Raw genomic sequence first — 13,837 nt, 5'->3', positions numbered from 1 at the left:
TGAATTTAATTTAGATACCATCTTATTATTAATTTTTATATTATTCAAATAATAATTATAAATTTTTAAAAATATTTTATATTTGGAAGTTGAATGCTTATTATAAAGTGAGTAATTTGGTAATTTATTAGATTAAACTTATAAAAGTTATAAGACTGCTTTTATTTATAATATTTAATATGGAATTAATAAGTCATTTTAAGTTTTACATTTTTGATTATGAGCTTAGTATATTATAATTAATTAAAATTTAAATTAATAAAAAAGCAAATTTGGCTATTTTAATTATGATAAGTTCATTATTTGTTACAAATTTAAATGCCTTAACTGGCGATAGAAAAACAGCTTGCGAAGTGTTGCTTTGCCTCTCAAGCGGAACACGCCCTAGTGAATGCAATCCACCACTTGCTAGATTTTTTTGCTATTAAAGCTAAGAAGCCTTGGAAAATTTTTAATCGTGCCTATGAGCTCATATCTATAACCATAGTATGATAAATTAAGTCCAAATGATAGGCATTGTGCAACAAGAAGTTACTCATATGAGCGTGGTGGTGGAAACTTGCTATATAATTATTACTATAAAAAGCAACAATTATAAAAATTTGCTGGAGTTATTAAAATTTAAGATAAAATAAAAGAAGCCATAGGGGGTTTGTATTTCCTCACTTTCGTGGGGCAAGACTAATAAGCCTTGACAACAATTATACAAAGTAGTATAATTACCGCAAATACAAATGGCATATACTTATCTCCTTTCTATAGAGACAAAATTTGCCATAGTGGTACCAGCCCTATGGCATATCCCCATAAGGGAGTTATAGCAAAATATAGTTTTAAATTCTTTTATATCGATACACAACTTTTTCTATGTGTAAAACTTAATTTATATCTCTTAAAAGTAAAATTAGTAGCCATACGCAATCCTTATTTTATTTAAATCTATTTTAATATTTTTAAATTTAAGTATATTTTTAGATAAAAAAAAGGGGGGGGGTAGAATTAGATTTTATGCTAGGAATATTAATAATATCACCAACTGGTATCTACACATTCATCATTTGTTTGATTTTTTTTGAGTGGATATTTTACGTATGAGCGACAAGTTTTATTTAAATTTTTATGTTTTATCATTTTAAAATCTACTATATAAGTCTTTTTTCTATAACTTAATATTGTCGATGCGAATTAATTCTAGTTATTGTAAAGTCTACGGTGTTCTGTAGGCTAATTTTTCTTGCAAATCATTAAATTTATCTTTATCATTGAACGAGAATGCTTAAAAATTCTCGCGTTTTTATCGCTAATATCTAACCTTATAAGCTCTTTACATATAATGTTAAGCATATCAATTTTGAGATTGCTTGTTTTTGTTTTGATGAATTTACAATACATACGCAAGAAAGTGTTTTATTAATGTGAATTTGTTTTTTAATCGAAATTGCCAAATGTAATAGCTAAAATATTAACAGCCCTAGCCAAGAAAACAACAATCAAAAATAAGTGAAGCTATCCATTATCTGTATTTTTATAAGCTCTAGAATCTATTCAAGGCTAAACGGCGTAAATTTTTTATTCTCGCTAGTATTGTATTGATGCTTAAATTTGGTGTACAAAACAGATTTTTTGAAATTAAATCATTACATAATGTATAGAGAAATAGTATCAAAAAAGAAATAATAGCCATTAATAGAACTATCTTTTAAGTTCTTATACTTGCAAAACCGTACAAACTAAACATTATGATATCTTTGAAAATTAGGCAGATAATAAATATATTAATACTCTAAAAAATCACTTACAGCATTGCTCATGATATATTATAAAGCTTAATAGTTTTACTTTTTAAAAACGACTTTTGTAAGTAATTTATCAATTACTCTAGCAAAACTAAATTTGCTATTATTTTTTACAGATTTTAAGTTTTATTCCTTCTTTTTAATTGGCGATCGATATGATTATTCTCAAGATCATAATAATTACGCCTAGCTTGTTCAAGTTTAGTTTTAGGGTCAATAAATCTACCGTAATTTTTACACATAAATCAAATGCAAGAGCTGACTTTTTAAGACCAGTATGGCGACGAATTCACTCGTTATCTTTTTGATGGTTGGTATAAAATCTGCTTTTTGAATATATTTCTATTTTTAGGTAAATTTTCATGGTTATATTTCAACAAAAAATCTCAATAAGTAAATTTGACACATGTAAATATTAAATCATTTAATATAAATCAATATTTTATTATTTTAAGTTTTGAAAATAAGATATAAATAATCTATGAAGCTTAAAGTAAATGATTAAGAGGATTATAAAACTAATAATGGTTTAAAAATAATCCAAATTTGGACTAAGTATTACAAAATATTCCGACTGCTTACTTAATAACATGAAAATACATAAAATATAAAAAAGGAAGGAATTATATTAATTAAAATTATATTTTTTAAATATATAAAATTTAGATTTTAAGTTAAATTTAAAAAATAAATTTTTAGATTTAGAGGGTTTTTATTTTTTTATTTGATGGAATTAGTTTATTTAAAGATTTTAAAATGGATTAGAGCTATGTAAAAGAAAAAATAATAAAGAAGACACTGGTCTTACGAGCTAAAATTGATTATATATTATATTAAAAGACAATTGTAAGCGTTTTATACTTTTTAAATAATTTATAAATATATTTTATTTTTATATATCACTTTTTAAAAGTTTTTTGAATTTTATAAACGATAAAATGTTCTAAAGTGTTTGTCTTAAATTAACGCTATGAATTTTAAATTAATATTGGGATTAGAAGATGAGTAACAAATTAATATAAGAGAAACTTAATAATTTAAAATCAAAAGAATATAAAAAAACATAAAAGAGTTAAAAAATGAAAATTTAAAGAAAAGCAACATTAACGAAAAAAAGAAAAAAAGAGAAAGAAAGCAACTTAGCCGATCAAAACGATTGAAACAAACGAGCCGATTGGTTTAAACTTCAATATGAAAAAGAGTTAGAATAGCTAAAAGATGAGCAATCACGACTCGAGATAAATTTTTACAAATCAATCAATAATTTAATGAATAGTGATGGAATTAATAGTGTCTCACATCACTTTAATAGATTGATATAAGCTTAGAAATTATAATACTACAGGGACAATAACGAAAGCTAAGCCAAAGATTACAAATGCAAAGAAAAACTTGAACTTACTTTAGATAGTCTAAATTTTTAGAGAAGCTGTGATTGATTTAGTTAAAGAAGTATATACGCAACGCAAAGAGATACAACATGTAAGCTATACAAAGTTAAAAACCACATAAGAAAAGAAAATTAAAAACAGACTAGATGTAAATAGGTATGAAAAATTAAGCAAAATGATGAGCGATATTGAAAAATATACGCCAAATTTTAAACATGCATATCCTAAATTTTATTAAAAAATTAGCAAAATACTAGATGAAATAAAAAACAAATTCTAAATAAAAATCAAGACCAAGGCAGAGAAATATAAATTAAAAGGAATAACTTCAATTATTAAATTTATTACTAGCCCAAAAGCGTAGCGTCGTAAAAAGCTTTAGATAAATTTGACAGAGTAGATAATTTGCATATTCAAGAATATTTAAGTGGTTTTAGCGATCAAAGAGATATATAAAACATTAAATGGAGTTTTATAAATTTTTTAACTAAACATAATCCACAAATTACTATTAAACATAGAAAAAATAGCTAAAAAATTAAGCAAATTTATAGATAACAAGACATAGGAGCTAGTTTTATAAAGAACGAATATACTGTTAAAACAAAGATGATAAAAAACTGCTATTTAAATAAACATTGCTATTGCGATATTTTTAACTAGCGCAAACGTTAGTGGTATACCAACAATATACATTGTTATAATATCTTAACAAGTAGAATGGTTTAAGTTATTAGCAAATATTAAAAGATTATGTTGAGCAGATCAAATAATATGAGTAAAGGGTGTGACGAACATGAAAAACAGATGCAATTTAAAGCATAAAGACTGAAAATCTTTTTAGCTATTTTCTTGTATTTAAAATGAGATTAATTAAAATATAAAAACTTTTTATCATCATTTTAAATGTAATTTAATTGCTATTATTATATAATACATTTTACTTGACATTTGGAGTTTTTTATAATGTTTCAATTAAAATTCAGCCCCGCTACAATTAAGCATTTAGGTCTAAGCATGTATAGTACTTTACCGCCAGTTCTATCAGAATTGATTACAAATTCTTATGATGCGGATGCCACAGAAGTCAAGATTTCAATGAGTCAAAATACTAGAGAAAAAACAATAGAAATCTTTGACAATGGTTGTGGTATGAGTATGGATGAGTTAAATAACAATTTTTTGCAAATTGGTAGAAATCGCAGAGAAACCGATAATGAAAAAGTAACTCAAAAATATAAAAGAAAAGTTACTGGCAAAAAAGGTATAGGCAAACTTTCTATGTTTGGCATTTGCAAAGAGGTGGAAGTAGAAAGTTGTAAAGATGGCAAAATAAACAGCTTTGTTATTAATTATGATGAATTAATGAGCAAGAGTGCTGATGAGTTATTAGAGTTGCCACCAAAAAAAGATAATGTAGAAACAAAAGAGAATAGTTATACAAAGATAATATTAAGACAGCTTACTAGAAAAACATCAATTAATATTCAAAATCTATCTGATTCTATATTATCTAGACTAAATTTATTTGATGATAATTTTATATGTAAAATCATTGGACAAGATCAAGAAGAAGTTTTGGATGCTGACGCAAGAAAAAAAATGTTATTAAAAGATATGCAATTTGAATGGCATATTCCAAATGATTTAAAAACTTTAAAAATAGATCAAAATATAATAGACTTTATAAGAGAAAAGAATATAAATGGTAGTATAATAACAACAAATAATACACTTAGCGACGATATAAAAGGTATAGCATTGTATGCAAGAGGCAAGTTGGCAAATAATAGGGAATTTTACAATGTTAAGTTAAGTAATTCACATGCTTTTTCATATATGAGTGGCGATATTAATGTAGATTATTTAGACGATAGTATTGAAGATGACAATATCTCTACTGCTAGAAATTCTCTTATTTGGGAAAATGATGATTTGGTAGAATTGCGAGAGGTATTATCCGAAATAATAAAAAAGATTGGTGCCGATTGGAGAGAGAAAAGACGAGAAGCAAAAGAAAAAATACTCAGAGAAAAACATCAAATTGATACTGCTTGGTATGAAAGAAAATTTAATAGTCAAGAAGATAAGATTTTGGCTAAAAAAATTACAGATATTGTGATATCATCAGATTTGGAAGAAGGTAGAATCAAAAGCTTATTGGAATATGTAAAAGGTGCTTTTGAATTTGATATTTTTAGAAAATATGCAAGTGAAATAAGTGGAAATGAAAATACTGATGCCATCATTAAACTAATGCAAGATTGGCAAATTATTGAAGCAAAAGAATATTATAGATTGGCAATAGGTAGAATAGAAACAATAAACAAATTTAAAGAAATGATAAAAGCAGACACCAAGGAAGTTGGAAAAGTGGATTCTATGCATGGTTTCTTAAATCAATTTCCATGGATACTAGAGCCTAGGCTTTCTAGCTTTGAAGATGAACAGGGATATAGACAAATTTTAATAAAACATTTTTGTGACTCAGCACTAGAAAATATTCAAGACCGTAGACTTGATTTCTTGTGTAAAGGTTTTGGTGATACTTTGTATGTTTTAGAAATAAAAAGAAGCCAAAAAATTATAGGAATAGAAGAATTAAAGCAAATGCAAGAATATTATGAATTTATAAAAGCCCACATAAATGAAAATAATTCAGATAGAAGTAAATATAGAAAAGTTAAAGCATATATAATAGGAAAAAAACTAAAAAACGATAGTATGGTAAGAACAAGACTAGAAACGCTTGAAAAAAGCGATATGTTTTTTATGAGTTATGAGGATATGTTGAGTCAAGCAGAACAATATCATAGGGACTTTATTAACACTTACGAAAAAACATATAATTTAACCAGCATAAATATTTCTAATCAAGAGAGTTAATAAAAATTTCTCCAATAGCTTTTGATAAATTAACTGGAACGGCATTACCTATTTGTCTAGCTATTTGGTAGTCTGTTCCAAAAAACATATAATCTTCTGGGAAAGATTGAATTAATGCACCCTCTCTTAAAGATAAAGCCCTGTCTTGCTCTGGATGTCCAAATCTACCACTATAATATTGATTAAATTTTGTTGTTATTGTCGAACTCGGTTTATCCCATGATAATCTTCCGTAGTTGTCTTTAAACACATTTTTTTTTGCATGACTTTTTGCCCTTAAAGAATCATGCCACCCAGCTCTTGTTCCACCATTGTGCCTAGTAGCTTGTATTCTTTTTAAATTTATATCATTTAGCCTTAAAGACCTGTGTAAATAATCTATTGCTGATGGGGTTTCGTGGGTTATTGGTTCTAGATTATATATAACATCTTTTAAAGTAATTTCTTTAGTTTTTTTTATTTTTAAAAAAGATAGTTTATTATTTTTTAGTCTTGTTGCTATTAAAAAAAGCCTTTTTCTGTTTTGTGCCACACCATAATCTTTAGCATTTAAAATTTTATATTCGTATTTATAATTATTAGTTGAAAGCATATTAATAAATTTTGAAAAATATTCATTTTTCTCCGTTAGCCCACTTACATTTTCCATTAAAACAAAGTGAGGTTTAACTCCTTTTATGATTCTAGCAAACTCATCTAATAAGGTTTTTCTATGATCATCAATCTTTTTTCTAGTATTTATGCTACTATATGGCTGACAAGGAGCACAACCAGTTATCATTGTGTATTCATTTTTTAACACATATTCCTTAAAAATTTGTTTGATTTCTTTTGCTTTTATATCAATAATGCTTTTGTTTATAAAAAGTGCATGTGTATTTTTTTGATATGTATTTTTACATGTCTTATCATAATCAACTCCAGCAAAAACATCAATACCAGCTAACTGCAAGCCTTTTGTCATACCTCCAGCACCACAAAAAAAATCAATCGCTTTTATTTTCTTTAGCATTGCAATAACCTTTTTAAATATAAGTGATAATTATACCACCTTCACCATAAATTTTATATCAATCATATAACTTGTAATGATTAGATTATGCGATATGATATTTGAATTAATTTTGCATTTTACACTAATGAATAACTAGAAAAATTTAAAAAATTATGGAGTTTTTATTTAGATTAATTTTTTATTTTAATTTAATAATATTTCCAATTTTTGTAGTTTTAGTTATTATAATTTTCATAGTAAAGGGTTGGAGATTATTTAGATGATGAATACATATGTTCAAGATATTTTAACACAAATTAAAACTTCAATTATATATGATAATGCTTATGATAAAATGATAGAATCAAAAATATATGCTGATAGTAGATTAAAAATTTTATTATAATTTTGTTATGCGGATTATGCAATTTGTATTCATCGTAGTTATGCTACTTTATGTAATTGTTATAAAGGTTTATTAGATTTGCCCTATACGAGCAAGAATGCAATTTTATAGCTTTTAGATAAACTTTTTATTTTATATTGTTTAAATTTTTAATTTAAGATTATATTTTATTATAATGAATTATAAAAAATAAATTAAAACAAAAGAGGTTAAAATATAGAGTTTTTAGCCATCGCAATTGATTTAATAAAAATAAAAGAAAAAGTATCATACAATTTTTCAAAAATTAAACCTATAATGTCATGTAAGAAAATTAAAGAAGCATATATAGACTTATCGTTTTCACCGCTTATTGGGTTATATAAATATTAGTAATAGCAACTCATCATATTTTAGTAACTTACTTAATAGGATCAATTTTTAGATAATTTGTATAAAATGATCTACAATTTAGATTTTATTTTTAATTACTTGAGAGCAAATGTTAATATATTAAATTTAACAAAATATTATAATTATATAATAAGATTAGATTTTTACAACATTTTAAAATTTGTTATTTATAGATAGCAAGATTAATAATAAAAGAAATAAAGCTGTATAAAATTGTAAAAAAGTATTTGTTATTTAATGGATAATATTTGAATTTTGATTTTTTAGTAATCGATTATTAAAAAATAAATTTTTAATTATATAAAATCACTCACAACATAGGCAACAAAAATTAATCAATATAATTCTTGATATTTTATATATTGTCTAATTAAAACTATTTATTGCTATATTTAATAGGAGTTTTAAAATTGTTTATCTTTAAGTAAGTATAGTTAGAGTGGTTATTTTTAGTGGTATTAATATTTTAGGATATAAAGAGAAGTTATTTTATAAGAGTTGATTTAGAAAAAACAGTATTAAATAATTGATAAATATAGCCTTATAGGATTATTACGTATATTAGTAACTATTTTAGTTATAATTTGATAGTATTGTAAGAGATAAAAAACTATTACAATATATTTATTAAAGTGTATAGTTTTAGTGGCTTGATGATCTCTAAGAACCGTTATATTATTTATATAGTGTATGCTTAAAGACTTTTAGTTTTGAGGTATGATTTGTTATGTTGATTGAGTATAATAATACCAAATTTACAATAAGTATTTTAAATCAAATCTCGCAACATAAAATATATACTCCTTGAGTATACAAACTATACTTAAATAATTATTTAATATAGGATTTACATATAGTGTTTAACTAAAATATTAATAAATTTAGATAGAATTTATGAAAATTAAAAAGGATTAAAATGTATTGGCAAGATACGCAAATAGCGGTTGTGGAGTATGATGGTAGATTTTTTGCTTTGAATGGTTGGAATGATGAGTGCTTTGATAGGTGTTGGGAGTGCTCTAGCAATGATGGTAAGAGATTTGATAGCATTGTAGGCGATAAGACATATAAAATTTGGAATGATGAAAATGGGGTAAGGCTAGAGGCAAATTGCTTTGAAGCAAAAGAGGGCATTGAGTATATGTATAAGGTCTTAGTGCCATACTCTGGAGCGGCAAATAGCCTAAATGGCGAGATTTTGCGTGCGGTTTTATCTATTGATAATTGCGAAGCTAGAATGAGTGGAGCTATCAAATTTTTACAATCCCATATCGATGATGAATATACCCTAAAGCTTTTAAATCATATCAAAGATGGCGATAGAGTTAAATTCAGTGAGTTTAAAAGTAGAGTTGAAAGCGATATTTATGCTAAATTTCTAGCGAATGAATTTGTAGATAATTTTGAGGATTTTGAGGATTTGGCAGATTAATTCTGCCAACTCTAAGACCAAGGCAAACTATTTTCTAACTCATTTAGATCGCTTTGATATTTTGATTTTAGTGAGTTTATATAGTTTTGGTTTTTACTCATTAGATCGGCCATTTGCGATTTGAGAGAGTTGATAAATTTAGTAATAAATGTCGCATTACCGCTAAATTCACTCTCAAATTCATAATAGCTAAGCTCATTTAAAATTCTCTCATTTATCTCACTTAATCTTGGATAATACAAGCTAAAAGCAACGGGGTCAGACTCATAGTCTTGGCTGCTTTTTTCGCACTTTTGAGCTATGAAATTCACGCTTAGTCTAATTGCGTTTTGGTAGTTAGCGCTAACTTTTATAAAAACTCTTTCAAAAAATAGCCCTAAATTCGCAAATTTAGCCAAAAATAGCGTCTCAATATGGCTTAAAAATAGAGAATAGACTTCGCTTGAGAATTTACGAATATCGGCAAAAAGTAGATCAGAGTGGAGTGGGTCTGATTTTCTAATGCTCTCATATTTGGCTTTATAGCGAAGTGTAAGCTCTTTTAACTCATCAAAGATTGATTGTAAATCGGCTAAAATTTCATTTTCAAATTCGCTTAAATCTCGTTTAAATTTCTTAAATATCTTAGCGAATTTATCATCATTATAGATGAGTTTGCCTAAGACTTCATCTCTATCTAGAGAGACTCTTTCATACTCTATCTTTTCAAAGCTATTTTTGTTTAAAAATCCGCTTTTTTCTTTATAATAGGCCGATTTTTCATTTTTTAAAGCACTATTAATTTCGTTTGCTATTAAGGCTGCATTTTGCTTGATTGCTTCAAAAAATATCTCAAATTTGGCATTATAACTATCATTTAGCTCGCTGAATTTAAGATTTGTTCTATCTTGAAATTTAGTAAAAATATCTGAAATTTCATCTAAAATATTTATAAAGCTTAAATTTTGATTTTGCGATGAGATTAATATGTCTTTACAAGCGGATTTTATAAAATTCTCTTTTGTATTAGCAATTTTATCTAAAAATTCAAATACCGCCTCAAAGCCACTATCACTTCTATTTTCTCTTTGCATTTTAGCTGAGATGGCTACCACTTGGCTAAAATGCTTGCTATATGTGGTGTTGGCGTGGGTTAAAACCCTATCTATCTCCTCGCCATTTAATTTATCTTTTTGGTTTAATAGGGCAATTGCGTTTTGCTTAATGCTATTTGGAATAAGATTTAGCTCATCAAGTTCGCTCTTTCTAGCGGCGTTGTCAATTAGGCTAATCCAGATGAGTGCCACAGCTTCATTTAGTATCATTTTTGTTTCATTAGTATCAGCGTCGCTTCTAGAGTTTAGCCCTGGAGTATCGATGAAACTAATCTTTTTAAGTAGTTCATTTGGAGCGTAGATTGTGAGATTTTTGACATCTTTTAAGGCGTGGCGTTGATCTACAAAGGCGCTAAGCTCATCAATATTTTTATACTCATCTCTTCCATCGTTGTGAAGGATTTTTAGCATATAATTTGGTGCGTATTTGATAAATGTGGGCTTAGCCGTTACTGGCACAACTCCAGTAGGCAAAATATCTAATCCCAAAAGTGCATTTAAAAAGCTAGATTTCCCACTGCTAAACTGCCCGACAATGGCTACAAGTGGTGGCTCGTGGCTTAGCAGGCTAAGGAAATTTAATCTATCAATTAGCTCCTTGCTTGGGTGAAATTTAGGCTCACTAATAAGAGCGCAAAATCTTTCAAATTCTCCTAAAAATCCATCATCAAAGCTGATTTGATATACTCTTTGATACTCTTTTATAAACTCTTTTAGCATAGTTCTATCCTATTTTTAATCTCTTGGCATTGTGCTATTTTGCTATCAATATTAGCTATTAATCTCTCTTTGTCCTTGATATTATCAAAATTTGATTTGGCTATTGTATTTATTTGTGCTTCTTTGGTTTTTAGATGCTCTTGCATGGAGTTTAGCTCTGATTTTATGCTGGTTATAAACTCATTCGTACAAGAAAGAGCTAGGGTGCTAAGCTTATTGGTTAAGTTTAAATTTATTATAAAATCATCAAAAATTGTAGTCAAATTCGCCCCTAATAACTCTATATTTTTCTGATTTTTTATAGCCTTATTGACATCGCTATTTAGGATTTCGTAGTTGATTTTGGGTAGATGCTCATCTATATAAGCTCTAATATCTGGCAAGGTTAAATTCGCATTTTTTGCCCCTAGCTTTAACTCTAAAATTTTACTAGCTGAGTCGATATCTTTGCTAATTTGCTGCTTAAAATCTCTGAAAAAATCTATAAAAGAGTCATTAAATCCACTCTCTATAATCACCCCAAGTCGCATAATATCAAGCTTGATTTTTTTATCAGTGGCGTATTTTACATCGCTGATTACTCTATCTTTGATTTTAGCGCTTATGGATTTTAGGGTTGCGTTGCTATTTTCATTATCATAATTCAATCTTTTAAGCAGATTTTCAAGTTCGCTATTTATGCTATTTGCGGCATTGCTTATCTCATCTATCTCATTTTGGAGTGATTTAGCAAGCTCTTTAGCTGTGGCGGTATCTGATGTTAGGGCTGTTTTTTGTGCTTTTAGGTCATCAGATATTAATTGCGTGATATTTAAAAGCTCTTTTTTATAGTTGTCTATAATTAGTGTTGCTTTTTTAGAATTTGAGCCAAAAAAGCTCTCATAAAGATAGTTTCTTAGCTCATCAATTCCGATATTTTTAATTGCTGAAATGGTAAAAAATTTGGTCTCATCAGCTAAACTCTCATCAAATCCGCACTCACTAAGCTCGGTTTTAATACTATTTTTTGTGTAGTTTAGCACCTCTTTTATATCATTTTGACTAAGCTTATCAATGTGCGTAAGAGCGATTATAAGTCCGCCACTTTTGCCATTTTTTAAGGTATTTACGATAAATGCCATATCTTTTTTAGTAGCACTTTGACTAGCATTCATCAGATGAAGTGTAAAGTCGCTTTGGCTCATATAATTTGCCGTTAAAATCTCACGCAATACCACAGCATCATCAAGCCCTGGAGTATCTACTATATCAATACCATCTTTTAAAATATCTAGCTTAATACCTAAAATCACCTCTTTTACCATTTTGCTAATCTCATTAGCAGCGGTTGTGTATAGTTTTAGCTCACTTATTGGGACTACTTTATCTTTCATCTCTTTTGGCTCTAAATTCATCGATTTTAGCTCTTCAGGCGACCAGAAGCAGACTTTAGCAAATTCATCTTTGCTATAGGTTAGAATGCTTAAATTCGCTGTTTCTGGGATATTTGAAGCGCCCAAAATATTTTGATTCATCAGTGCGTTTAAAGTGCTACTTTTTCCAGCATTTATCACCCCAGTAACTGCTATTTTAAATTTAGAGTTATTAGCACTATCGTAGGCGTTAATCAGTCTTTGGCTAACTTCTTTAAATTCAAATTCGCTTAAAATTTGATGAATTTCATTTAGCGTGTGGAGATTTTTATGAAATGGCTGAGCTTTGGCGCTATCTACTTTAGTAAAATCAAGCTCAAGGCTATTTATAAACTCACTTATCAAAGAGTAGCCAGCAAAATCTATAATATCATTTTTAGCTATCTCATTTAATCCATTTAAAACCCCGTTTATATCTATTTGCAAGGCCTTTATAGCGTTTATTATGCCAATTTGACTAAGCTGGACGCTATACTCATTTAGACTTAAATTCGCCCTTGCAAAAATCCCCCTTAAACTCTCTAATCTAATTAGCCTATCATAATTTCTTGGTGTGATGCAAAGGATTATCGCCGCTTCATCACTACTGAATTTGCTTATATGATTTTCATCGACATATAGGGTTTTGATCCCCCAAATTTGCTCTAATATCTTAATCATTTTCTACCTTTTACTCTTAATATTAATGAAACCAAACCCAAAATCAAAGCTATGCTAAATATAATGATTGAAATTTGTGCCATATTAATTAGCTTTAAAGGCGGTATGAGATACCAGCCATCTTGATATAGCTCTATGAAATATGCTTGAATTGGGTCAAATTTAACATCAAGCGGCACTACTGGCATATCTAGTCCGCATTGACCTGTGGCTTTAAATATAGATGGCAAAATCTCATCCCACGCTATATTTAGCTCAAATATTGGCTTATCAAGGCAGCCTTTTACGCCAAATGGATTAGAGCTTAATATCGCTTTATGGATTGCATTTAGCTTTAAAGCCTCTAAAATTCCGCAAATTATGCCATATATAAATAGCAAAAAACCAGCCATAAATATCCAAATTTGCCTATAAAATATCAATATTAATATAGAAGCAAATCCTAAAATTATCATATAATACCTTATATACACGCATTGAACGCAAGGACGCATATAAAGGTAATTTTGTAAGATAAAATGTGCCACCGCTACACAAAAAAGCGTAAAAAAACCATTATAAAGCCATAATTTTCTGCCACTCATAATATACCTTTGGGTTGTTTTGGCTCTATTATAACCAAAACTTGCTATAATTTTGTAAATTTAAAGGCT

General features: G+C 27.7%; 8 protein-coding genes. 4 read left to right on the top strand and 4 right to left on the bottom strand.

Annotated elements, in window-relative coordinates:
- The first annotated feature begins 287 nt into the window (after positions 1-287).
- Entirely contained in the window at positions 288-428 is a 141-nt protein-coding gene (locus tag CSUIS_RS05330) for a TrbM/KikA/MpfK family conjugal transfer protein (protein WP_086298592.1), read from the top strand.
- Positions 429-4,204: 3,776 nt separating this feature from the next.
- The gene (locus tag CSUIS_RS05320) at positions 4,205-6,073 is read left to right on the top strand and encodes an ATP-binding protein (RefSeq protein ID WP_180379410.1); all 1,869 of its coding nucleotides are present in this window, start codon (positions 4,205-4,207) and stop codon (positions 6,071-6,073) included.
- On the opposite strand, the gene CSUIS_RS05315 is transcribed toward CSUIS_RS05320, so the two are convergent.
- Complete coding sequence (locus tag CSUIS_RS05315) at positions 6,057-7,085, bottom strand: DNA cytosine methyltransferase (RefSeq protein ID WP_086242608.1); 1,029 nt, start codon at positions 7,083-7,085, stop codon at positions 6,057-6,059. The two genes, CSUIS_RS05320 and CSUIS_RS05315, sit on opposite strands and share 17 nt — an antisense overlap.
- A 262-nt stretch (positions 7,086-7,347) precedes the next feature.
- On the opposite strand from CSUIS_RS05315, the gene CSUIS_RS08635 reads away from it, so the two are divergent.
- Positions 7,348-7,473, top strand: a complete 126-nt coding sequence (locus CSUIS_RS08635) for a hypothetical protein (protein ID WP_257789238.1) — start codon at positions 7,348-7,350, stop codon at positions 7,471-7,473.
- Between the two features lie 1,309 nt (positions 7,474-8,782).
- Positions 8,783-9,298 carry a hypothetical protein gene (locus CSUIS_RS05310; protein WP_086297641.1) on the top strand — a complete coding sequence of 172 codons (516 nt, stop codon included), beginning with the start codon at positions 8,783-8,785 and terminating at the stop codon, positions 9,296-9,298.
- An 11-nt stretch (positions 9,299-9,309) separates the two neighbouring features.
- On the opposite strand, the gene CSUIS_RS05305 is transcribed toward CSUIS_RS05310, so the two are convergent.
- Genes CSUIS_RS05305 through CSUIS_RS05295 form a run of 3 tightly spaced genes read right to left on the bottom strand, consistent with a single transcriptional unit; the run spans position 9,310 to position 13,768 of the window.
- On the bottom strand, positions 9,310-11,112 hold the full coding sequence (locus CSUIS_RS05305; RefSeq protein ID WP_086297636.1) for a dynamin family protein: 1,803 nt from the start codon (positions 11,110-11,112) through the stop codon (positions 9,310-9,312).
- Positions 11,106-13,184, bottom strand: a complete 2,079-nt coding sequence (locus CSUIS_RS05300; RefSeq protein WP_086297633.1) for a dynamin family protein — start codon at positions 13,182-13,184, stop codon at positions 11,106-11,108. The genes CSUIS_RS05305 and CSUIS_RS05300 overlap by 7 nt, the downstream gene beginning before the upstream one ends.
- Entirely contained in the window at positions 13,181-13,768 is a 588-nt protein-coding gene (locus CSUIS_RS05295) for a disulfide bond formation protein B (protein ID WP_086297630.1), read from the bottom strand. The genes CSUIS_RS05300 and CSUIS_RS05295 overlap by 4 nt, the downstream gene beginning before the upstream one ends.
- Positions 13,769-13,837: the final 69 nt, after the last annotated feature.

The organism is Campylobacter porcelli, assembly GCF_002139855.1.
GTDB classification, from domain to species: domain Bacteria; phylum Campylobacterota; class Campylobacteria; order Campylobacterales; family Campylobacteraceae; genus Campylobacter; species Campylobacter porcelli.
The sequence above is the reverse complement of the archived record's forward strand: the minus strand, read 5'-3'. Positions and strand labels throughout refer to the sequence as shown.

Excerpts from the sequence above, each read along its gene's own strand:
- CSUIS_RS05295 (WP_086297630.1), bottom strand. The coding sequence starts at position 13,768 with ATGAGTGGCAGAAAATTATGGCTTTATAATGGTTTTTTTACGCTTTTT.
- CSUIS_RS05315 (WP_086242608.1), bottom strand. The coding sequence starts at position 7,085 with ATGCTAAAGAAAATAAAAGCGATTGATTTTTTTTGTGGTGCTGGAGGT.
- CSUIS_RS05305 (WP_086297636.1), bottom strand. The coding sequence starts at position 11,112 with ATGCTAAAAGAGTTTATAAAAGAGTATCAAAGAGTATATCAAATCAGC.
- CSUIS_RS05310 (WP_086297641.1), top strand. The coding sequence starts at position 8,783 with ATGTATTGGCAAGATACGCAAATAGCGGTTGTGGAGTATGATGGTAGA.
- CSUIS_RS08635 (WP_257789238.1), top strand. The coding sequence starts at position 7,348 with ATGATGAATACATATGTTCAAGATATTTTAACACAAATTAAAACTTCA.
- CSUIS_RS05300 (WP_086297633.1), bottom strand. The coding sequence starts at position 13,184 with ATGATTAAGATATTAGAGCAAATTTGGGGGATCAAAACCCTATATGTC.
- CSUIS_RS05330 (WP_086298592.1), top strand. The coding sequence starts at position 288 with ATGATAAGTTCATTATTTGTTACAAATTTAAATGCCTTAACTGGCGAT.
- CSUIS_RS05320 (WP_180379410.1), top strand. The coding sequence starts at position 4,205 with ATGTATAGTACTTTACCGCCAGTTCTATCAGAATTGATTACAAATTCT.